Origin of the sequence: Fulvimarina thalattae (genome assembly GCF_040239565.1) — a bacterium.
GTDB lineage: Bacteria > Pseudomonadota > Alphaproteobacteria > Rhizobiales > Rhizobiaceae > Fulvimarina.
The window spans coordinates 235,892-258,547 of sequence record NZ_JBEHWS010000006.1 but is presented as its reverse complement, the minus strand read 5'-3'; the positions used below and the strand labels follow the sequence as shown (position 1 = coordinate 258,547).

The following is a 22,656-nucleotide window of genomic DNA, read 5'->3' as shown; positions in this document are numbered from 1 at the left end:
TTGGGAGGAAACAGTCGGTTCGATCGGATTGGGAGGAGGTAATCGTTTCGTCCCGACTGGTTGGAAAAATAGGCTTTGCTGCACTGCAGCGCCAGTCATATTCACGGAAAGCAGCTATGCAATTTTTGCATAACTCAATATGCCCATAGAAAATATCTATTAAATTGATTATTTCGATCGACCGGAGCCGGCCAATGGCCACGCTTCAGGCCGAGAAGCGCGCATCCAACAGCTGCATGCGTGATGCCCGGCGACGATAACCTTATCGGATGAAACTTTCTCCGCTATGGCTGCTGCGCATTGTATCGGTCCATGCGAAAGTCTTAATCTTCGCTTAAGCCCGTCGATGGTTCCCGTGGTTATCGAAGATCGACAGGCCATCGGTTCCGAAGGTTGCCGCTGCGCATAACACAGGCACCGGCAAAGCTCCAGCGATCGCCGCCGCGGTGGTCGGTACGAGGATGTTGTAAGCGTATGAGCGTATCGCAGTCCTATACACTTCGCGGGCAGCAGACGCGCCTCGACACCACCACCAAGATCACGCTGGCCGTTCTGGCCCTCGCCTCGGGCGTCTACACCTATCTCGGCGTGCGAGAACTGCTCGATGGCAGCGCGACGGCGGTCTTCCTCGGCGCGATCGTCTATTCCTCGGCGGTCTCCGTCGCGATCTACGCCTTCTGGTCCTATCTCATGCGGTTCATGCCGCATGTGCGCCAGCCCGGCAGCCGGCGCATGCTCTATCTCGCCATGGCGATCGGCTCGCTGATGATCATCGCCATGTCGTCCTGGCTGAATGCCTCTGCACTGGCGGGCTCGGCGGCGCTCGAACAGCATCTGTCCGTCACCACGGAGGAATACCAGCAGAAGCTGAACGAGGCGCACGAGAACGCGCTCGCCGCCCAGTCCCTGCTGCCCGACATCCAGCTCGCCGCCCAACGTTTCGATACGCTCGCCGGCCAGGAGGCCCGCTCCGGCTCGCTGACGGGAACTTCCGGCTCCGGCACCGTTGTCCAGCTTCTCAGGCAGATGTCGAACCAGCTCTCCGGGCTCCAGAGCGAGATCGAGGCGAGCCGCACTCAGGTGGCGACGATCTTCAGCGAGGGTGGCGCGCGGCTCTCCGCCATGCGTCAGCTCGTTTCGAGTCAGGGTCCGGTCGCCGACCGGGCGAACGCCTTCGCAGAGGAGGCTGTCCAGCTTTCCGGCATCATCACCGGTCTGCAGCAGAATTCCGTCGCGCCGGCGGTGAAGCGCGCCGCCGAGGATCTTGGCCGCTCCTTCATCGCGCCGGTCGCAGATGGCGGAGACGAGGGCCTTCGCCAGCGCCAGAGTCAGGTGGTCAGCCGGGTCGAGGACGCCGTGCGCGCCCAGAGCACCCAGCTCGTCGCCGCAGCCGAGGAAATTCTGGCGCGGCCCAATGTCGAGCCCTTCCGCTTTACCCCGCTGTCTGCCCCTGAAGCCGTCATCCGCTATGCCTTCGACTTCCTGCCCTCCTGGGCGGGCGCGATCTCGATCGACCTTCTGCCGGCGGTTCTGATCTTCATCCTCTGCATCGTTCAGGATGTGATCCGGCGCGAAGACGGCGAGGAGATGGAGACCGGCGACATGTCGGCCGCCGATCTGATGCGCGCCATCCGTATCCAGAAGCGCATCCGGTCCGCCGAGGACAACTTGTTGCCCGAGGAGCAGGCCGCCGAGCGTCCACGAGAACCGGAACGACCCACTGAGCCGCGCGCCGATATGCCGGATGCCAAGGCCGGTAGCGAGGATCGCGACATCGTCCAGCGCAACGATCCGGCCGGGCCGACGCCCTTTCCGAAGACCGCGTCTCGCTAGCGGCTGAAGGAGAGAAGACACGACGCGATGATCGGCGAGGAATCCAGCCCGGGACGCATTGAACGGCTTATCCAGAAGATTCCCGAAGGCGCCGTCCTCCGGGCGATCTTCGTGACGCTGCTCGTCGTCAGCGGCGGTATAGTCTATCTCGACTGGCAGGAATTCTCCGAGGCCGAGTTCGACACCGCGCGTGTCGAGCGCACCGAGCCCATGCCGGTAAAGCGGCCGGAGCCGGGAGACCAAGTTCGCCCCTATCTGCCGAAGACCATTCCGGTCGGTCCCGATCGCGGGAAGCCCGAACTGCCCGGATATGACGGCCCCGTCGATTCCGAAGCCATGACGCGTCCGATGACATTCTTCGATGCAGGTAGCGGCATCGTATCCGCCGTCGGGCGGATCGAGATCGGCACGGCCGGCGATCTTCGGAAATTTCTTGCCGAACGAGCGCGGGTCGGCGGTACGGTGCGACGCCTGTTCCTCCATTCTCCCGGCGGTTCGGTCGAGGATGCGCTTGAAATGGCGCGCGATATTCGCGCCGAGGGCATCGCGACCGAAGTGCCCGCCGACGGCTACTGCGCGTCGGCCTGTCCGCTGGTTTTTGCCGGCGGCCAGACGCGGCTTGCAGGCGACTCGTCCTGGGTCGGCCTTCATCAGGTTTATGCAGCCGAAATTCCCGGCATGCCGAATGCGAGAGATCTCGATCGCTCGATCTCGGACATCCAGCAGACGATCGCGCGCGCCCAGCAGCTTCTTGCGGATATGGGCGTCGATCCTGCCATCTGGATCAAGGCGATGGAGACGCCGCCAGCCGATCTCTACGTGCTGACGGAAGAGGAACTGATCGCCTCGCGTTATGTCCGCCCGTTCCCGGATGGGCCTGAATTCATCGGTCCGCGCCGCCCGAACGATTTTCGGCTGGAGGGCGATCGGATCGCTTCGGTCGAAGACGAGGAGAGGACAGCCTCGGACGAAGAGCCGTCTCCCGAAACCGCCGTCACTCCGCCTTCTTCAACAGGCGAAGGATGATGAGCGTCAGGATGACCGCCAGGAGCGCAAGCCCATATTCGCCGAGCCCGCACGCAAGGCCGTGCGCGCCGACGATCCAGAGCGAGGCGCCAGTGGTCAGCCCCTTCACTTCACCTCTTGCCTGAATGATCGCACCGGCGGCGAGGAAGGCGATCGCGGAGGTGACCGCCTCCACGATGCGGATCGGATCAGACCTCACGCCCTCGCCGAGGTCATCGAACCGGTCGACGAGCGAGATCATGAGAATGGTGAAGAGGCAGGCGCCGAGTCCCACCATCATGTGCGTGTGAAGGCCCGCCTCCCGATCGCGGCGTTCGCGTTCGAAGCCGACGGCTCCGGCGAAGAGAGCCGCAAGTAGCATCTATGCCGCCCGCTCGATGAAGAGCCAGTCGGGGAGTAGGCCTTCGATGAATTCCATGTCCTCTGTCCCGATCCTGTCCATGCAATGCGTGCTGGGGCACGCGACGAGACCCCGTATCGGGTTCCGCGGGCGCTTGCCATGCGAACGAAGCCGTCTAACGGCCTCGTTTCAAGGAAGCGCGCATTTGATCAGGTGCGGCTGATGTCCTCGAACAGCACGAAGACCGATCGTGCCTTCACGACGAGGCTCTCGCCGGCTTTCAGGACGCGGGGCTCGAGATTGGGCCAATCTGATTGCAGGGCGAGCTTGAGGACATGGCCCGGACGAGGCGAGGGGAGCGTCGTCTCTATGTCGCGTGTCGAGGCATTGAGATAGACGATCGCGCGCTCGCTCTCATGCCCGTCGGCCGCACGCGGTTCGTAGACGCTCATTCCGAGGAAGAGGCGGGACGGGTCGCTCCAGTCGCCGTCATACATGCGCTGGCCGTCCTCTCGCAGCCAGATGACGTCCTCCATCTGCCCGCCGGCATTCTCGCCGGTGAGGAAGGAGTCGACGCAAAGCGCGGGATGCTCGCGCTTCAGCTTCGCGAGACGCGCCGTCAGTGCGGTCAGCTCTTCGTCTGCATTCTGCCAGTCGAGCCAGGTTGTCTCGTTGTCCTGGCAATAGGCGTTGTTGTTGCCCTTTTGGGTGCGGCCGAACTCGTCGCCGGCGACGATCATGGGCGTACCCCGCGAGACGAAGAGGGTCGTAAGCATCGCGCGCAGATCGCGCTTGCGCGCCGCAAGGATCTCTTCTTTGTCGGTCGCGCCTTCGACGCCGTTGTTCCAGGAGAAGTTTTCGCCATGGCCGTCGCGGTTCTGCTCGCCATTCGCGTGGTTATGCTTTTTCTCATAGGCCGTCAGATCGGCGAGCGCGTAGCCGTCATGGGCCGCGATAAAGTTGACGCTTGCTGACGGATTTCGGCCGAACTGGTTGAAGATATCCGCCGAACCGGCAAGGCGTGTGGCAAGGTCGGCGACGCTGCCGGCATCGCCGCGCCAGAAGCGGCGGACATCGTCGCGGAACTTGTCCTGCCATTCGAGCCAGTGCGGCGGGAACGAGCCCACCTGATAGCCGCCGGGCCCGATATCCCAGCTTTCCGCCACATGGATGCGGTCCTTCAGTACCGGATCGACAGCGACCGCCTGAAGAAACGGCGCATTCACGTCGAACCCCTGTGGTGTCCGCCCGAGGACGGGCGCGAGATCGTAGCGGAAGCCGTCGATGCCTGCCGCTTCCACGAAGGTCTTGAGCGTGTCGATGCTGAGCTTCGTCACCGGATCGCGCCAAACGGCGAACATGTTGCCGCAGCCAGTGTGGTTGACGAGCTTTCCGGGATCGTCCTCCTCGTGGGCGTAGTAGAGCGCGTTGTCGAGCCCGCGATAGGAAAGCGTCGGCCCGTTCTCGTCGCCCTCGCCGGAATGGTTGAGGACGACGTCGAGGAGGACGCGGATGCCACGCTGATGCAGTGCATCGACCACGCGGCGAAGCTCCGGAAAGCCGCCCGGCACCAAGCGGGGGTCGAGAGCCATATGGGTGATCGGGTTGTAGCCCCACGCATTGGTGAGACCGAGCCGGACGAGATGCTCCTCGTCGATCGCGGCGGCAATCGGCATGAGTTCGACCGTCTCGACGCCGATCCGCTCCAAGTGGTCGAGAAGCGGCTTCTCCGCGAGCGCCGAAACCGTGCCGCGAAATTCATCCGGGACCTCGGGATGAAGCTGCGAAAAGGCGCGAACCAGAACTTCGTAGGTGAAACCCGGCGCTTGGAAGGGGAGGGGGCTCGCGTCCCGCGACAGATCGGTGACGATCGCCTTCGGCATAAGCGATGCCGTGTCGTAGCGGTGGTCCGGCGGTGCCTTTAAAGCCGGATGAAAGAGGAACGGCCGGTCGAGCTGGACTGCATAAGGGTCGACCAGAAGCTTGGATGGATCGAAGCGGTGGCCTTCCGCCGGCGCATAAAGCCCAAGGGCCCGAAGTCCATAGCGCGCGCCGGGCCTCAGACCGGGCACGTAGCCATAGCGGATGACGCCCTCTGCGCCCGGTAGCGTGAGGCGCGAGACTTCCCGCGTGCCGGCCTCATCGAACAGGCAAAGCTCGATCGCATCGGCGTTTTCCGAAACGACGGCAAAATGCGTGCCCTCTCTGGTCGGCGTTGCGCCAAGGCGCTGGGGGCAGCCGTGTTCTGCGGTGATATTAAAACTCATGTCCCGACTCCTACCGCAGCACACACTCAGTGGCTATCGCGGCGCTTATGGGTGGACGGGACGACAATCGGGCGGACAGTTCAGGAGCGATTGGAGACGATGTGAAACAGCCCGCGTTTCGATCGGACGGTTGGCCATAGCATTGGAGGTTTGGGAACATCCCTGAGTCCGTGCCGATGTCTGATTTTGAACTGAACGTCGATGGACACGACGTCATGCGTCGCAGGCAATTCTCGAACGTAATTGCTCAGCCCGCCATCAGGCGTTCAAACCACAGACCGGAACGTGACGAGGCTCGCCAATAAGGCTTGCGGGTCCGTCGGCGTTTCTCGCAAGAACCGTCCCGAGCGTTTCACCGGTCGCCGGATTGGCGACATCGATCGTCTCGCCGGCGTCCGACCCGATCCATTCTCCGCCGACAAAGCCGTTCTGTCGCAGCAGCGTCATGGTGTCGAGCGCATCCATTGTTCAGTCCTCTTCGATGGCATTCATGACGGCTCCGGTGATGGCTCAGCAACGGACTTTATAGCCGAGAGCAGGAAGATTCCGTGACGCTGTTCGAGAGTATGCAGGATCGAACACGTCAGTTCGGGATGCAACGGAAGAGTGCACCGTCAAAATTCGGGATCAAGTACCTATACCCCGGCCTCCGGCTTCCTCCGACGAAAGAACTTCAGGGCTGGCAGGAAGATCAGGATCAGGGCGATGATCGTGATCGGGCCGGCGATCGGCCGCGTGAAGAAGATCGAGGGATCGCCGGACGATAGAAGCAGCGACTGGCGCAGGGTCGGCTCGGCGATCGGGCCTAGAACGATTGCGAGCACGGCGGGGGCCAGCGGATAGTCGAACTTGCGCAGGAAGAAGGCCGAAAGGCCGAAGATTACGATCAGCCAGATGTCGTGCATGTCGCGCGTCGCCGCGAAGCCGCCGATGATCGAAAGGATGAAGATCATCGGCGCGAGGATGGTAAAGGGCATCCGCAGCATCCAGATGAAGAGCGGGATGAAAGCCAGATTGATGAGCAGTGCCGCTACGTTCGAGATGTAGAAGGACCCGATCAGCCCCCAGACAAATTCGGTCTCGTTCACGAACAGCTGCGGGCCCGGCACCAGCCCCCAGATCACCATGCCACCGAGCAGGATCGCGGTCGTGGGCGAGCCGGGAATGCCGAGGGTCAGCATTGGCAGCATCGCGCCGGTCGAGGCGGAATTGTTGGCCGCTTCCGGCGCCGCGACGCCGTCCGGATTGCCTTTCCCAAATTCACCCGGTGTCTTGGACACCATCTTGGCGACGCCGTAGGCCATCAGAGAACCGGGCGTCGCGCCGGCAGCCGGCAGCACGCCGACGAAAAACCCCAGGAATGAACCGATCGCCGTTCCCTTCCAGCCTCGGCTAACGGCCTCGCGCGTGTCGGAGATCATACCCGCGACACTGAGCTTCGGCGTTGTCGTTGTGACCTCGCCGCGCGTCTGCTCGATCGTCCAGAGCATCTCGCCTATGCCGTAGACACCGATCGCCAGCACTATGAAGCCGATGCCGTGCAGAAAGCCGGAAATATCGAAGAGCACCAGACGCGGCTGGCCCGAGATCTGATCGAAGCCGACCGAAGCAAGCACGAGGCCGAGACAGATCGAGAGGACCGTCTTTGCGATGTCGTCGCCGCCGAGGCCGACGAAGGTCGCGAAGGCAAGCAGCATGAGGGCGAAGATTTCCGGCGGACCGAAGGACAGCGCCAGCGTCGCGAGAGGTGGCGCGAACAGCGTGAAGAGCACATTGGCTACGCTCCCGCCCACGAAAGAGGCCAGTGCGGCGGTCACCAGCGCCAGACTGGCCCGGCCGCTAAGAGCAAGTGGGCGACCGTCGAACGTCGTCGCGACGGCCGTCGACGCACCCGGAATGCCGAGGGTGACCGAGGAAATCGCGCCCCCATACATCGCGCCGTAATAGATTGCCGCAAGGAAGATGATTGCCGAGCCGGGCGGCACCAGGAAGGTGATCGGCAGGAGGATCGCGACGCCGTTGACCGAGCCGAGGCCGGGCATTGCGCCGATGAACAGTCCGACCGATACGCCGATAATGATCAGAGCCAGATTGACCGGCTGCAGTGAGAGAAGGACGCCATCGGCGAGAAAGGACAGAATTTCCATGGCACGGTTCCTCGAACGCTAGGGCGTCAGTAGATGACGTCGTAAAGCAGGTCGAAGACCGGCTGGGTGAAGGACATGCCCTGGGGCATGGATATCTGCATCGCGCCTTCAAAGAAGAAGAACAGCGCGACAGGCGTGATCAACGCCATCGGCAGTGTCAGCAGAAGCGAATGACGGCCGAGAAAATACATGTAGTAGAAAAGGAAGATCCCGATCGCGCCATACATCGACACGATGTCGATCAGGCCGACGAATACGACGAGACCGCCGCCGACAAGGGCCAGCGTGCGCCAGCCGAATGCGTCGAGCATCGGCTCGTCGGATTGTGACGGCGGGCTTGTCTTGCGCCACCAGTTCAGCGCGATCGCGCCGCAGCAGACGAGCATCACCGCAGACAGCCAGAAGGGCCAGGCTCCGCCGCCCGGTCCTTCCCCGCGGATGTATCCGATCGGAAGTTCCGCGCTTTTTACCATCAGATAGATCGAGAAAAGAGCAAGAATGCCCGCAACGGAAATCTCGCCTGTACGCATTCCTGTCCCCTTGTGCCCTGCTCGAACTCTGCGGGCCCAGGCGTCAGGCGGCCTTGAAAGCGCCTGACGCATTCCGTTCATCTGATCCGCGCCGAATTGCTGGAAAACCGGCGCCCATTTTTTCGTCCGGCGCTCTAGCCGTCGATCTCGGCGAGCAGTTCGCGATGATTTTCGACCTGTCTGGTCCAGTACTCACGCGTTTCTTCCGCGTTCATCGGCAGTGGCGAGAGGCTCTCGGATTCGAGATAGCTCTGCCATTCCTCGCTGTCGTAGACGTTCTGGAAGAGGTCGCGATAATATTCGGCGGCTTCCTCCGACATGCCCGGGGGACCGACGATCGCCCGCTGGTTGTAGTAGGAGAAGTCGTGGCCCTTCTCCTTCATCGTCGGAACGTCAGGATAGGCATCCATCCGCTCGTCGGAGAAGGCGAGGAGAGGCACAAAGTCGCCGTTCTCGTAAAAGCCCTTGGCTTCGGCCGGGTTGTTGACGGTCGCCATGATCTGCTGGCCGGCGAGATCCTTGGCCACCGCACCGCCGCCATCATAGGGAATGTATTTCACGTTGAGATCGTACGCGCCGGCCAGGTAGGCGATGACGATCGAGTCCTCCTGGCCCTTGCCGGTACCGCCCATCACGAACTGGCCGTCATCGGCCTTCACCTTCTCGACGAACTGTTCGAACGTCGTGATGCCTGAATCCTTGTGGACCCACAGCACGAAGGGATCGACGCCCATCATCGCGATCGGCGTAAAGGTCTGGATATCGATCCCAAGACCATCCTGGCGTAGCGGCGTCGTGAAGAAGGAGTTCAGGGTGACGAGGAGCGTGTGGTCCTTGTCACGCGCACTGTTCAGCTGAAGCAGGGCCTCAGCGCCGGAGCCGCCGCCCTTGTTGTTCGGAACGAGCGGACGGGACGTCATGTCGTTTTTCTCGACGACCGACTGAATGAAGCGCGCGATCTGATCGGCGCCGCCGCCGGGACCGGCCATGATCACGAAGTCGATCGGGCGCCTCGGCGACCAGTCCGCAGCGAAGGCTTGCAATGGTACGGCTGCAAGCATCGTCGCCGCAGCCGCGAGCCCCATGAACTTTCTCTTGCTGAACATCCTTGTTCCTCCCTTGAACCCCGGTCTTTTAGGGGTTTTCCAATGGCATCTGTCGCTCCCTGATCGTTCGACGTCGCCTGAAGATATTGCCCCTACGTAAGAATTTTGTCTAATGTGCCATGAGAATCGGCATTCTTGTTGCGTCTACAATGACCTGTGTATTGCCACCGAACAGCATTTCCGATTCATGACTGTGGCTGTACGCGCCTGCTATGAGAAGACTTGCGCCGGTTTCCGCGGTCTTCTCCAGCAATGCTTTGGCCGCGCGTTTTGCCTCGAAGCGCACAGGCTGCGCTTCAATTCCGCGCAACGCATAATATGCGACGAGCTCTTCGGTGGTGGCGCCATTCGGCTCGCCCTTGTTGCCGCACAGGATCGTCACCTTCTCGGCCTGCGAGACGATTTCGAGCGTCATCGAGACCGCGCGCGAGGCCGGCAGCGAGCCATTCCATCCGATCGCCACGTGCCGGGCGAAGGTCTCGTCGGGGGTCAATTGCCCCGGACAGATCAGCACCGGCCGGCCAGCGCCGTAGAGCGCGGCCTTCAGCTCGCTCTGTCCGAGATTGCGCTCGCGCTGCGGCTTGGCGACGACGATCAGATCCGCCAGCCGCCCGTTGTATTTGATGACGTCCGCCATCTTGTTGCTGCCCTCGACGAACTCGCAGGTTGCCGCCTCGCCGATCCGGGGCGGTCCTTCTTCGAGCCCGAAGTCACGGGCGAGGCGATGCATGACACCGCGCAGATGTTTTTCCTGGCTGTCGGCATGTTCGCTGGCCTGCCGAACCATCGCCTGCCGGGCAAAACGCGGCAGCAGCACTTCTTGAGGGATGAGATCGGATGGTTGCATCCGGCAATGGACGACAAGCACGTGCGCCTTGTGGCGCTTCGCCAGTTCCGCGGCATGACCCATCACGGTCGCCACCATGCCATCGCCTCGAACCGGAACGAGAATCTTACTCAGCATACCGTCTCTCCCTAGGTTGCCATACTTCGGCAACCGCCAGGGGGAAATTGGCCATTAGTCGAGTTCGCTCATTTCCGCAGGTGGATCGACCTGTTTAACCAGTAACGACAAAGCCCTTTGCTTTTTCGATGCCGTCGCTTCGAAAAGTGCCGATCCGCGAGATTTTTTCGCAATTAGAGCAATAGCTTACGAGACGCTCGTGATGAGGCGGTGCTCTCAGAATAAAAGGCATCGAGACCGTCCTCGGCCGGTGCCTGGGGCTCGTCTTCTTGTGCTGCGGTCTCTTTTGCACGCATCCCGTCGTGGATCTTGCGCTCGGCCTCCATCGTGTAGGCCTTGTGCAGTTTTGCTGGAAAATCGACGTGCGGGACGCGATCGAGGTGTTGAGGCTGCCGAGACGCATCCCGAATTCGAGGTGATGCATTTCACAGGGGCAGGCGCTGAGGGACGCGACGCCTTAGCAAATCCAAGACAGACATGATGTTTGATCCCGGACGATTTCGCGCTGCCGGCAAAGCGCGGCGGTTCTGGGATGTGCTGCTCTTGCGTCATTGTGCGGGAGGCATTTGGCATCTTCGCCGCGGCGCTTCGAACAGGCGATATTCGCTCAGTCGGCCCTTGCCTCGATCGCTTCCATGTCGTCGTCGGAGAGGCCGAAATGGTGGCCGATTTCGTGGATGACGACATGGCGCACGATATCGCCGAGCCGTTCGTCGTGATGGGCCCAGTAATCGAGGATCGGACGGCGATAGATCAGGATACGGTTAGGCATTTCGCCCGTCGCGGGTTCGGCGAACTGTCCGATGCCTCGGCCCTCGAACAGGCCGAGAATATCGAACGGGCTCTCCAGTCCCATCTCGTCCAGAACGTCGTCGTCAGGAAATTCGGCGACAAGAAAGCGGATATCGCCGCAGAGCGTCCGGAACTCATCTGGCAGATCGCGATAGGCCGCCTCCGCCATCGTTTCGAACTCGGCGAGCGAGGGCGATCTCCGGCCGGTCCAGTCCTTTTCGAGCAGCGCGTCGTCTTCGGGCATAGGTCTCTGCCTCGTTCAGGTCGAGCCCGAATATAAGACGGAAAATCGCGTTTCGAGACCGGAGGCGGTTATCGCTATTCTCCCACCGGCCGACTCGCATACCAGGCGGCGACCGCCTCGATCTGCTCGTCGGTGAGGTTGACCGCGATCGGCGTCATGAGGTGGGAATAGCGCGTTCCGCCCCGCGTGATGTCGTGGTCTTTCCAGAGTTCCAGTTGCGCCTTGGTGTACCAGGCCGGCTGGCCAGCGAGATAGGGATAGTGGGCGTTCTTCTGGCGGCCTTCAGCGTCGTGGCAGCTGTCGCAGGCCGGAAGCTTGCGCGCGGCGATGCCGTCCTCCGCGAGCAGCCGACCGAGCTTCAGCATCGCGTCGCTGGGGTGATCCGTCCGGCCATCCGGCGCCGCCTCGCTCCCGAAAGCCGCCTGAGACCGGTTACCGGCCGGGAAAATTTGCGGTGGAATACCGTCGGCGGCGGTCGATGCCGGGATAAAGGCCGGCGCTTCCTCCTGCGCATCGGTGCCGGCAACCGCTTCTGCGTTAGAGCCCTCCTGAGAACCACCATCGACCGGCTGCTCGGCATACCAGGCCGCGAGTTCCTTGAGGACGCTCTCCGGATAGCGCGAGGCGGGCGGTTGCATGTAGCCGGAATGCCGGTAGCCCTCGCTGTAGGCCTCCAGGGTTGCGGCGAGATAGGTCTCCGGCTGCCCGGCGATTACCGGAAACGCGCCGGCGCTCTCCCCATCGCCGCGTCCGAGACCGTCGCGGCCGTGGCAGCGCGCGCAGTCGGCGAGCGCTTCGCCGGCCACTCCGTCGAGGCCGGACGTCTGCTCGCCGCCGGCCTGAAGGGTGAGATTCTCACGCTCGCCGCCGAGCGCCAGATCGGCATAGGTTGCGGCGTCCATCTCCGGCAGCGCGCGCAGGAAGGCGACGATCGACCAGACCTCGTCGTCTCGGTCTTCACCCGGCCAGGACGGCATGCCGGAATATTTAATGCCGTGAAGACCGATCCAGTAAAGCTCGCGATCTTTCCATTCCGCCACCTTGCCCTCAAGGCGCGGCGGCGGCGGCATCATCGACTCGACCACCGGCGACTGCGGCACGCCGGGCGCGCCATGGCAGGGCGCGCAGCCGGTGGCGAAATGGCCGGCGGCCCGCTGGACCAGAGACGCATCGGCAAGGTCGACATCCTCCGGCACAGCTATGCCGATCGACTGGCGGTCGACCGCGTTCTGCATGGTCCAGTGCAGAAACCAGCCGACCGGCGCGAAATGGCCTGACGAAGCCGCAATCGAGATCATGCCCGAGAAGGAGACGGCAAGCGCGAGTACGACCGCGCCGATGCCCGCCGCCGCGAGCTTCTTCCAGGTGAGGACGAAATCGATGGCGATCCGCTTCTTCATGGGGCCGTCCTCGATGGCGCGTTCAGGATGGAGGCAAGGCAGGTGAGCCCGCCGACGAGATAGGCGGCGCCTCCGACGATGAGCATGATGACACCGCCGGCCTGCTGGTCGCCAAGGGGCGTCATCGTCGCAGCCGGCGCGCAGAGTTCGGCGCAGGCATAAAGCGTGCGCGGGCTGAGGAGCAGCAGGGCTCCCAGCAACGTCATATGCATGGATGTGACGAGCAGGCCGATGACGCCGGCGGCACGCGCCTTCAGCCGTCCCTCTCCTGTCGGCCCGAGCGCGCTCTGCCAGACGAGGGCGCCTGCAAGAAGGAACGAACCCTGTTCGACGGCAAAAACGAGCCCATTCGTCCGTGCCAGATCATGCGGGCCGGGCGCATGCCAGCCCCAGACGATGACGAACTCCACGAAGGAAGCGAGAATCGCGAAACCCGGCGTGATGCGGTTCGCCAGTTGTGGCGCTGCCCGCGCAACGCCGATCGCGATCAGAGGCGCTGCCAGCGAGACGACGGTCATATGCATGACCATGTGGCTCGCGAACGATCCACCCGCTTGTGCTGGCAGCGGCCCGAACCAGACGAGGGCAAGGAGAGCTGCCGCAAGGCCGAGCGGCCAGAAACGGAAAGCGCCGGAGTCTCGCTCGTTTCCTCGATCCGCTCTCATCGCGATCTCGGCCATCAGCGGCAGTCCACGTTGAAGAAGGCGGGCAGGGCCACGAAGATGACCGCGATGAAGGACAAACCTGCGAGGAGAATCGTCGAGAATTCGAGGAAGCGCTCGCGCGCGATCGGCGTGTCCTCGTCGTTTACCGTGCCCGATCCATGGCCGCGCCATTCGCTGTACGAGCGCCGGAAGATCAACGCGATCAGCAGGAGGGCGAGGACCGTAAGTCCGAGGATAAGCCAGCGCGCGAAGGCGATCTCCTCGAAGATCGCCTCGTTCGGCGCGCAGTCGACCGAGGCGATCAGATAGGATGCGAGGAAATGCAGCGCCCAGATCGTTGGCGGGGCGATGAGGGTGATGAGATTGTCGCGGGTTTCACGGCTTCTTGCGAACATCGTCGAACCTTCCCCCTCAGCTTGCCAGCGGCGCGAAGGCCAGCGTCGCGACGGTCACGAAGGAAGTCGCCAGCACGAAATGCCAGTAGAGCGCGACGTTGCGGATATCGGCGTCATAGATCGGCGTCAGATGCCCGAAGAGCGAACGCGCGAGGCAGTAGAACAGCATCACCGAGCCAGCCGCCGCGTGGACCGCCGTCCAGATCGCTATAACCCAGACCGTCGCCGGATAGACGTGGCTGACCGGATCGAGCCCCGTGAGATAGGGGCCAAGGAGCATCACCGCTCCGGCGAGAAGCGCGACGGCGCCGCCCGCCCCCATCGCCAGCCGTGCCATCAACACCTGACCGGCCGCGTTCAGTTGACGCGCGGCGTAGGCGAGCCCCCAAGTGAAGGCGAAGACGACGAAGGCCGCGACGGGCCAGAAGATGCCGGGTCCGGTCGTGCCCGCAGGCGGGAATTCGGCGTGGATGGTCACGTAGAAGAAGTAACCGAAGATGAGGGACATGAAGGCGGTGCCATCGCCGATCATGGTGATGAACATCGCCCACCAGCCGACCGCCTTCGGGCCCGAAACATAGAGCGGCAGCGAGAGGCCGAGGCCCACGTCCTTCTCGTGCTTTTCGGGGATGATTGCCGTGCCGCGCCAGACCCAGACGAGGATCGAGCCCGTCGCCAGCACCATGGCGGCAATCGTCAGATACCACCAGTGGAAGGTCGCGAAGATGAAGACCGCGCCGAGGAAGGCCGCGGCCCACATGGTCATGAAGGTGGGGCCCGGGACGCGCAGCACTTGAATGGGCTCGGCGTCGAGCACGCTCGTCACCATGGTCTCGCGCTTCAACTCCTCGGCATCCGGCATGTAGAACCGGCCATTGTCGACATCGTCGAGGAAGTTTGGCTGGTCCCAGATCGGATAGCGCGACTTGATGATCGGGATCGAGCGCACCCCCCAACCCTTGTCCTCGGGCTCGGATAGCCATTCCAGCGTGCCGGCATTCCAGTAGTTGCGCTTGGCATAGGGCAGATGCCCGCGCGGGCGCAGGACATCGGCGACGAAGACGAGGAAGCCGGCCGCGAAGACGAAGGCTCCGACGGTTGAGACGAGGTTCGGGAGGTCGAGACCGAGGCCTGTCGGATAGGTCCAGACCCGGCGCGGCATGCCCATCAGGCCCGAGAAGTGCATTGGGAAGAAGCCGACATTGAAGCCGACGAACATCAGCCAGAAGGCGATCTTGCCAAGCCGGTCCGATAGGGCCCGCCCCCCGAGGATCGGCCACCAATAGTAAATGCCGGCGACGATCGGGAAGAGCATCCCGCCCATGAGAACGTAATGGAGATGGGCGACGACGAAATACGTATCGTGCGCCTGCCAGTCGAAGGGAGCGAGCGCGACCATGACTCCGGTGAGGCCGCCGATGACGAAGATCGCGAGCGAGCCCGACACGAAAAGCATAGGGACCGAAAACACCACGCGCCCGACGAGCAGCGTCGCAAGGAAGACAAAGATCTGCACCCCGGTCGGGATTGCGACGGCCTCCGATGCCGCCGAGAAGAAGCCGAGCGAGATCGAGGGCAGGCCTGTCGTGAACATGTGGTGGACCCACAGGCCGAAAGAGAGGAAGCCGGTTCCGACTGCGGCGAGCACGATCCAGGAATAGCCGACGATGGGCCGCCGGGCGAAGGTCGGCACGATCATCGCGATCAGCGCGATTGCCGGCAGGAAAACGATGTAGACCTCCGGATGACCGAAGATCCAGAACAGATGCTGCCACAGCATCGGGTCGCCACCGCGCTCGGGATCGAAGAACGGCCAGTTGAAGAGACGCTCCATCTCGAACAGGATGTCGCCCGCGATCAGCGGCGGGAAGGCGAAGAGGATCATGCCGGCAACGACGAGCACGTACCACGCATAGAGCGGCATCAGGTTGAGCCGCATGCCGGGCGGGCGGCACTTCAGCGAGCCGACGATGAGCTCGACGGCGGCGGCGATCGAGGCGACCTCGATAAAGGAGAGGCCGAGCAGCCAGATATCCGCGCCATAGCCCGGGGTGAAGCGTTCCTGCGTCGTCAGCGGCGGATACATGAACCAGCCGCTTGCCGGGGCGGACGAGAAGAAGATCGAGCCGCAGACGAAGACGCCGCCGATCAGGAAGCACCAGTAGCCGAAGGCGGAAAGGCGCGGGAACGGCAGGTCCCGTGCACCGAGCATCTCCGGCAGGAGGATGATCGCCATCGCCTCGAAGATCGGGACGGCGAAGAGGAACATCATCACCGTGCCGTGGAGGGTATAGACCTGATTGTAGAAGTTGGCGGTGAGAAAGTCGTTCTCCGGCACGGCGAGCTGGACGCGCACCATCAGGCCGAGAACGCCGGCGAAGAGCATGAAGATGAAGGCGGTCGAGGTGTACCAGACGCCGACCTCGGTGTTGTTGACCGCAGACCAATACTTCCAGCCCTTCGGCGCTTCCCAGACCCAGATCAGCCGCTTCGCCTGGGCGTCGCGAACTTCCGGGTCCTCCTGATCCACATGGCTCGCGCCGATGGTCTGCGGCTTGGGCGGATCGGGATATTTCGGGGTCGCCGGATCGGAATAGTCGATGGCGTCGATCCCGGCCGCGCTGCTCGCTGGCAAATCGCTCATTTCAGCTGCTCCAGCCAGGCCGCGATGGCGGTGATCTCTTCGTCCGGCAGGATACCGTAGGACGGCATCTCGACGCCCTGCTTCACATGCTCGGTCGCGCGAATGAATTCGGCGAGGTTTTCAGGGGTGTTTTCCAGAAGGCCGGCCGCGATCGTGCGGCGCGAGCCCACATGGGTGAGGTCCGGACCGACCGCGCCGTTCGCCTCCGTTCCGCGCACCGCGTGGCAGGCGTCGCAGCCGTTCTGCATGAAGGCGTCGTGGCCAGGCCCGGAGGTGGCCTGAGCAGGCTCGTTCTGGGCGGCGACGTAAGCTGCGTATTCTTCCTCGGAGACGACGACGACACGAAAGCCCATCTGGCCATGGGCATCGCCGCAGAACTCGGTGCAGACGCCGTTGTAGACCCCTTCCTTCGTGGGCTCGACCACCAGCCGGTTCACCCGGCCGGGAATCATATCCATCTTGCCGGCGATCGCCGGCACCCAGAAGGAGTGGACGACATCCGGGCTTCCGAGCAGCAGCTCCGTCCGCCGGCCGACGGGAAGCCAGATCTCGTTCGCGCTCTCGACGCCGCCGGGCGGCAGGCTTTTGACGACGCCCGGCTCGCCCTCGACATCGTAGGCGACGCGGAACCAGAAGCGCTCGCCAGAGACCGCGATGGTCGGGCCGTTCGCCTCGGCCCGGAATTCCGGCATCAGTGCAAGACCATAGACCAGAAGCGCCGTGAGGACGACGGTCGGGAAGACGGCGCCACCCCAAACGATGAGCCGCGTGCCGGTCTTTTCACTGTGGGTGCCGGGCCTCACCCGCGTCGCATAGATCGAGAGGCCGATGGTTATGCACCAGATGACCACCGCGCCGACGAGCATGATCCAGAACAGATGCTCGACCTGCGAGGCTTCGAGCCCCGCGCCTGTGAGCGTCGATTGCGGGCCGCTGCAGGCGGTCAGAAAAATCAGAGATATGAGGGGAGCAATCAGGCCCTTCGACAGGGCGATGGCAAGACACCTTACGGATACGAAGAATCGGAGAAAGGTGACCCGTCCCATTGCCCACTATCGTCGAGAGAAGCGGGCACGCCGCCACAAGGAATTCGCGTAAAATGTAGCGAAATCTTTGAAGGGGAAGGGCTTTAGGCCCGCTTTGGCGCTTCATGGTACCAACGAAAATCGACGCCGGCAAAATTCTTGCAGCTTATGGCTGCGCAGGACGCCAAATCGGAAGCGGAACGTCGAAGAGCGCCGCACTGGGCAGGGTCTCGAACGCATAGCTTTCTGGCTGGGTCGACGCCTGAAGATAGCTCGTCTCGCCGGGAAGCCCCATTGGATAGAGATCGTTGCGCTTGGCCTCATAGGCTGCCGTTTCGGCACTGCAGACGCGCATGCGCATGTCTTCGGGCTGAATTTCTGGCTGGTTAGGCAGACTTTGGAGATCGGTGCCCGTGGGCCGAAGTACGCCCGCGAACGCTTCGCTCATCAGCTTGGCCGCACGCTCTGCCCGCTCGCGGCCGGTAGTCGCACCGAGGAGTACGACCAAAATCCGCCGTCCATCCCGTTCGGCCATCGCGACGATGTTGCGGCCGGATGCGCAGAGGAAGCCGGTCTTAAGCCCAAGCGTGCCCGGAAAGTCCGTCAGGAGAACGTTCTCTGTTTCGAGCTTCTTACCGTCGATGACGACGATCGAGGTCTCGAAGAGCTTGCCATATTGCGGATATTCGCGCGTGGCGGCGAGACCGAGAAGCGCCAGATCGCGCGCCGTCGTATGCTGGCTTGCGGCGAAAAGCCCATTCGGATTGTCGAAATGGGTCGCCGTCATGCCGAGACGGCTTGCTGCGGCATTCATCCGCTCGGCAAAGGCTTCCGTGCTGCCGGCAACGGTTTCCGCAAGCGAGATCGCGACCTCGTTGGCCGAGCCGACGACCATGGCGAAGAGCGCATCCTCCAGCCGCATGGCGCGACCGGCACTGAGGCCCGCGTGGAGCGAAGCCTGCGTCATGGCAAGCTTGGAGATGGTCACCGGCGTGTCGAGGGTTACCTCGCCGGCCTTCAGGGCTTCGAAAGTGACATAGGCCGACATCAGCTTCGTCGTCGAAGCCGGATACCAGGGATGGCCCGCCTCTTCGGCGAACAGCACGGCGCGCGTCTCGGCGTCCACCACCAGCGCCGGGGTCGCATGGGCAAGCGGTGCGGAGAAAATCAGCGGAAGACACAGGCCGGCAAGTGCACGCAACCGGTTGACGCCCCGCGTGACGGAACGGGTGGACCTGCGATCCGCAGGATTTCTCGACAGGAGACGCGGCATTAGGACGGCGGCCTAGAAGGGCAGGTAGTCGCCCACCTTGGAGAGAAGCGACTTCGAGCCCCGCAGACGGCGCTGTTTGGTTGCTTCGTCTTCACCCAGTTCGCCGACAGGCGCAGCGGCAGACGGCTGGCGGTAGTCGAGCGGTGGCTCGGAAAGCATTTTGCGCGTCTGGCGGTCCGCGCCGTTGCGCTCGGCCATCTTCTGCCTGAACAGTTCGGAGCGACGGGCGAGTTCCTGGGGCGGCAGCACGCCCGATTCTCCCGAGTTCCGCATTCTCTCGAAATTGTAGCCGTCGCCGCGTGTCCGGTCGAGATAGTCCTGGGTGACGCCTTCCTTCTGCCGGTTCATCTCGGAAGCCGGAACCGGACCTTCGCCCTGATATGCTGCCGCCTGCAGACGGGCGGCACGCTGGCGATCGGTCTCCGGCCCCGAACGCTGCTGAGGCGCCGGCAGGACGGAGGTATTCTCGGGCGTGCGAAGGGCTTCACGCTCGGTATAGGCGATCGGTTCGGCATCGCTTGACCCACCGAGCGCGACGATGTTGTTCAGATCGTCGAAGAACATTTCGCCCTGGCTTTTGCCGGTGCCGTAAGTCGGTCCGAGACAGCCGGACAACGCAGCGACGCCTGCCAAAAGCGCAGCCTGTGCGGCACGTTTCATCACGATACGGCGTGTGTCGGTCGAAATCATCAAGATGGCCCCCTCGGCCTTCATCCCCATTGGTGCGCAATCGGACCCCTCACGTTCGCGCACCGCTTACCGGCTCTTGTCAGCGGAATCGGGCGACAATACGCCGTTCCGTCAATCCGCCGCGCGAAGTCTTAAAACTTCGTCAACGGTTGTGGCAAGGCGGCGACGCTCGCCGCCTCGTACCATCGTAAATTCTCAGGCTGCCGACGTCAGCCGACCCTCGGCCTTCAGCTCGCGCAAAGCCTCGGCGTCGCGTGCCGAAACGTCCGGGTATTCCGGATCGGAGCCCACATCGCCAGTGATCTTCCATGAGCGGGCGCATTTTTCGCCCTTCGCCTTGTCGAAGACGACGGCGACACCGGCGCTCTCCGGCAGACGGAAGGCATCCGCCGGCCCTTCGCCGGCCTCGATCCTGAGACCAGAAGTGATGGCGATTTCCGCGAAATCCACCGTTTCGGCGAGCGCGCGGAGCTGATCGTCGGCAATATGCACCGTGGGCCAGGCCTCCAGCGAGGAGCCGATCACCTTATCCCTACGCTTCTGTTCGAGCGCGCCCATCACGACGCGCCGAACTTTCCGGATTTCCCGCCAGCGGGCGGCCAGTGCCTCGTCGCGCCAGGCCGGATCGACAGTGAAGAACTGCTCCAGATGAACCGATTTCGCCTCCGGATAGCGCGACAGCCATGCCTCTTCCATGGTGAAGGGCAGCATGGGCGCGAGCCAGGTCACCAGCCGGTCGAAGATCGTCCGCACCACCTGCAACGAAGCCTTGCGGCGGGTCGCGGACGGCGGATCGCAATAGAGCGAATCCTTGCGGATATCGAAGTAGAAGGCCGACAGTTCGGTGACGACGAAATCGAGAAGCGCGCGCGAGATGCGCTTGAAGTCGAAACCGTCATATCCCTTGCGCACCAGCTCGTCGAGTTCGGCGAGGCGGTGGAGCATCAGCCGTTCAAGTTCCGGCATCTCGTCATAGGGCACGGTCTCGCCGCGATCGTGGGCGAGCGTGCCGAGCATCCAGCGAACCGTGTTCCTGAGCTTGCGATAGCTGTCGACATTCGTCTGAAGGATCGTCTTGCCGAGGCGCAGGTCCTCCGAATAGTCGGACGATACCACCCAGAGCCGCAGGATGTCGGCGCCGGACTGCTTGATCACCTCTTGGGGCGTGACGACGTTGCCGAGGGACTTCGACATCTTGCGCCCCTCCTCGTCCATGACGAAGCCATGGGTGAGGACGGTGTCATAAGGGGCGCGGCCGCGCGTGCCGCAGCTTTCGAGCAGCGAGGAATGGAACCAGCCGCGATGCTGGTCGGAGCCTTCGAGATAAAGGTCGGCCGGCCATTTCAGGTCGGACCGCTTTTCGAGGCAGAAGGCGTGGGTCGAACCGGAATCGAACCAGACATCGAGGATGTCGCGGACCATGGTCCAGCCCTCGTTCGCCTTCGATCCGAGAAAGCGCTCGCGCGCGCCTTCGGCAAACCAGGCATCGGCCCCTTCCGCCTCGAAGGCCTCGAGGATGCGGGCATTGACCGCCTCGTCCTTTAGGATGTTGCCGTCCTCATCGACGAAGACACAGATCGGCACGCCCCAGGCTCTTTGCCGGGAAAGAACCCAGTCGGGACGGTCGGCGATCATGCCGCGCAGGCGGTTCTGGCCGGAGGCCGGCACGAAGCGGGTCTGGTCGATTGCATTGAGGGCGCGGTTGCGGAGGGTATCCTCGCCGGCAACCTGACTGGCCGTATCCAGACCATAGCCCCCGAGATCCTTGTCCATCTCCACGAACCATTGCGGCGTGTTGCGGAAGATGACCGGCTTCTTGGAACGCCAGGAATGGGGATAGGAATGCTTCAGCCGGCCGCGCGCGACGAGATTGTCAGCCGCAATCAGCGCTTCGATGACGCGCTTGTTGGCATCGCCCTTCTTGCCCTTGTCGTCGATGACGCGGGCCGCGCCGCCTTCCGAAGCCGCGTCGAAGCCCGGCGCGTCCTTGGTGTAGAAGCCGTCGTCATCAACGGTGAAGGGGATCGCCGTGTCGATGCCGCGCTTTTCGAGATCGCGGCGCATGTCCATCCAGGCGTCGAAATCCTCGCGGCCGTGGCCGGGCGCGGTGTGGACGAATCCCGTGCCGGCATCGTCGGTCACATGGTCGCCGGCGATGAGCGGGACGGGGAATTCATAGCCGCCGGCAAGGCCCTTGAGCGGATGATCGCAGATAAGGCCCTCAAGGTCGGCTGCCGAAACGTCGGTGCGGCGTTCAGCCTGAAGCTTGGCCTTTTCGAAGACGCTGGCGGCGAGCGCATCGGCAAGCACATATTTCGCGCCCGGCTGCGGCCCGAAATCATTCTCGGCAGCCGTCACCTCATATAGGCCATAGGCGATGCGATCCGAATAGGCGATCGCCCGGTTGCCGGGGATCGTCCAGGGCGTCGTCGTCCAGATGACGACGGACGCATAGATGAGCGGCGACATCTGAGCACCGTTACGGACCACAGAACGCACCGGAAACGCCGCCCAGATCGTGTCGGACTCATGGTCGTGATATTCGACCTCGGCCTCGGCGAGCGCGGTCTTTTCGACCACGGACCACATCACGGGCTTGGAACCGCGATAGAGCTGGCCGCTCATGGCGAACTTCAGAAGTTCGCCCGCGATGACGGACTCCGAGTCGAAATTCATCGTCAGATACGGCGTGTCGAAATCGCCCTCGACGCCGAGCCGGCGAAACTCTTCCGTCTGGACGCCGATCCAGTGGGTCGCGAAATCGCGGCATTCCTGCCGGAATTCGTTGATCGGCACCTCGTCCTTGTTGAGGCCCTTGGCGCGGTACTGCTCCTCGATCTTCCACTCGATCGGCAGGCCGTGGCAGTCCCAGCCCGGCACGTAGTTGGCGTCGTAGCCGCGCATCTGGAACGAGCGCGTGATGACGTCCTTCAGCACCTTGTTGAGGGCGTGGCCGATATGGAGATTGCCGTTGGCATAGGGCGGGCCGTCATGCAGCACGTATTTCGGCCGGCCTTCGCCCGCCTTTCTCATCTCGCCGTAGAGATCCATCTCGTCCCATTTGGCGATCCATTCGGGCTCCACCTTGGGAAGCCCGGCGCGCATCGGAAAATCGGTCTGCGGCAGAAACAGCGTGGTGGAGTAGTCGACGGTGTCCGGCGTCTCTCCGCCCGGGGTCTTCGTCTCGCTCATATCTTGTCTTCGATCCAGACTAGCGGCCACGTTTCCTCATCGGAGGCGGCTTGTGGCGCATGGGAAATTTGGCTGCGCCGGAGTACGGACGCAGATCGCGCGCGTCTTCGTCCCGGTCCCTCG

Annotated in this window: 18 protein-coding genes; 2 read left to right on the top strand and 16 right to left on the bottom strand. The window is 63.1% G+C overall.

Annotation, left to right across the window (positions count from 1 at the left end):
• Positions 1 to 474: 474 nt before the first annotated feature.
• Together ABRA89_RS10575 and ABRA89_RS10570 are read left to right on the top strand one after the other, a co-directional pair.
• Positions 475 to 1,833 (top strand): hypothetical protein, encoded by a 1,359-nt coding sequence (locus ABRA89_RS10575; RefSeq protein ID WP_349941425.1) that lies wholly within the window; start codon positions 475 to 477, stop codon positions 1,831 to 1,833.
• 27 nt (positions 1,834 to 1,860) lie between these two features.
• Positions 1,861 to 2,859: a COG3904 family protein gene (locus ABRA89_RS10570; protein ID WP_349941423.1), complete on the top strand. Its 999-nt coding sequence runs from the start codon at positions 1,861 to 1,863 to the stop codon at positions 2,857 to 2,859.
• Here ABRA89_RS10570 and ABRA89_RS10565 read toward each other — a convergent pair.
• The 16 genes from ABRA89_RS10565 to ileS all read right to left on the bottom strand — a co-directional run bounded on the left by ABRA89_RS10565 (position 2,828) and on the right by ileS (position 22,533).
• Entirely contained in the window at positions 2,828 to 3,220 is a 393-nt protein-coding gene (locus ABRA89_RS10565; protein WP_349941422.1) for an MgtC/SapB family protein, read from the bottom strand. The genes ABRA89_RS10570 and ABRA89_RS10565 overlap by 32 nt on opposite strands.
• A gap of 188 nt (positions 3,221 to 3,408) precedes the next feature.
• The gene (glgX, locus tag ABRA89_RS10560) at positions 3,409 to 5,466 is read right to left on the bottom strand and encodes a glycogen debranching protein GlgX (protein ID WP_349941421.1); all 2,058 of its coding nucleotides are present in this window, start codon (positions 5,464 to 5,466) and stop codon (positions 3,409 to 3,411) included.
• A 258-nt stretch (positions 5,467 to 5,724) separates the two neighbouring features.
• Complete coding sequence (locus tag ABRA89_RS10555) at positions 5,725 to 5,931, bottom strand: hypothetical protein (RefSeq protein WP_349941420.1); 207 nt, start codon at positions 5,929 to 5,931, stop codon at positions 5,725 to 5,727.
• A 170-nt stretch (positions 5,932 to 6,101) separates the two neighbouring features.
• Positions 6,102 to 7,613, bottom strand: a complete 1,512-nt coding sequence (locus tag ABRA89_RS10550) for a tripartite tricarboxylate transporter permease (protein ID WP_349941419.1) — start codon at positions 7,611 to 7,613, stop codon at positions 6,102 to 6,104.
• A 26-nt stretch (positions 7,614 to 7,639) separates the two neighbouring features.
• Positions 7,640 to 8,143, bottom strand: coding sequence for a tripartite tricarboxylate transporter TctB family protein (locus ABRA89_RS10545; RefSeq protein WP_349941418.1), 504 nt, complete (start codon positions 8,141 to 8,143; stop codon positions 7,640 to 7,642).
• 134 nt (positions 8,144 to 8,277) lie between these two features.
• Positions 8,278 to 9,249, bottom strand: a complete 972-nt coding sequence (locus tag ABRA89_RS10540; RefSeq protein ID WP_349941417.1) for a Bug family tripartite tricarboxylate transporter substrate binding protein — start codon at positions 9,247 to 9,249, stop codon at positions 8,278 to 8,280.
• A gap of 109 nt (positions 9,250 to 9,358) precedes the next feature.
• A complete protein-coding gene (locus ABRA89_RS10535; protein ID WP_349941416.1) occupies positions 9,359 to 10,213 on the bottom strand; it encodes a universal stress protein in 855 nt (284 codons plus the stop codon).
• 607 nt (positions 10,214 to 10,820) lie between these two features.
• A complete protein-coding gene (locus ABRA89_RS10530; RefSeq protein WP_349941415.1) occupies positions 10,821 to 11,249 on the bottom strand; it encodes a metallopeptidase family protein in 429 nt (142 codons plus the stop codon).
• Positions 11,250 to 11,323: 74 nt separating this feature from the next.
• Positions 11,324 to 12,649: a c-type cytochrome gene (locus ABRA89_RS10525; RefSeq protein ID WP_349941414.1), complete on the bottom strand. Its 1,326-nt coding sequence runs from the start codon at positions 12,647 to 12,649 to the stop codon at positions 11,324 to 11,326.
• A complete protein-coding gene (locus tag ABRA89_RS10520) occupies positions 12,646 to 13,329 on the bottom strand; it encodes a cytochrome c oxidase assembly protein (protein ID WP_349941413.1) in 684 nt (227 codons plus the stop codon). Before ABRA89_RS10520 ends, ABRA89_RS10525 begins: the two co-directional genes overlap by 4 nt.
• Entirely contained in the window at positions 13,329 to 13,709 is a 381-nt protein-coding gene (locus ABRA89_RS10515; protein WP_349941412.1) for a hypothetical protein, read from the bottom strand. The genes ABRA89_RS10520 and ABRA89_RS10515 overlap by 1 nt, the downstream gene beginning before the upstream one ends.
• Positions 13,710 to 13,725: 16 nt before the next feature.
• The gene (ctaD, locus tag ABRA89_RS10510; RefSeq protein ID WP_349941411.1) at positions 13,726 to 16,353 is read right to left on the bottom strand and encodes a cytochrome c oxidase subunit I; all 2,628 of its coding nucleotides are present in this window, start codon (positions 16,351 to 16,353) and stop codon (positions 13,726 to 13,728) included.
• A complete protein-coding gene (locus ABRA89_RS10505) occupies positions 16,350 to 17,399 on the bottom strand; it encodes a cytochrome c oxidase subunit II (RefSeq protein ID WP_349941410.1) in 1,050 nt (349 codons plus the stop codon). The genes ctaD and ABRA89_RS10505 overlap by 4 nt, the downstream gene beginning before the upstream one ends.
• A 145-nt stretch (positions 17,400 to 17,544) precedes the next feature.
• Positions 17,545 to 18,579 carry a D-alanyl-D-alanine carboxypeptidase family protein gene (locus ABRA89_RS10500; protein WP_349941409.1) on the bottom strand — a complete coding sequence of 345 codons (1,035 nt, stop codon included), beginning with the start codon at positions 18,577 to 18,579 and terminating at the stop codon, positions 17,545 to 17,547.
• 84 nt (positions 18,580 to 18,663) lie between these two features.
• Complete coding sequence (locus ABRA89_RS10495; RefSeq protein WP_349941408.1) at positions 18,664 to 19,341, bottom strand: hypothetical protein; 678 nt, start codon at positions 19,339 to 19,341, stop codon at positions 18,664 to 18,666.
• A 195-nt stretch (positions 19,342 to 19,536) separates the two neighbouring features.
• Positions 19,537 to 22,533 (bottom strand): isoleucine--tRNA ligase, encoded by a 2,997-nt coding sequence (ileS, locus tag ABRA89_RS10490; RefSeq protein WP_349941407.1) that lies wholly within the window; start codon positions 22,531 to 22,533, stop codon positions 19,537 to 19,539.
• Positions 22,534 to 22,656 lie beyond the last annotated feature (123 nt).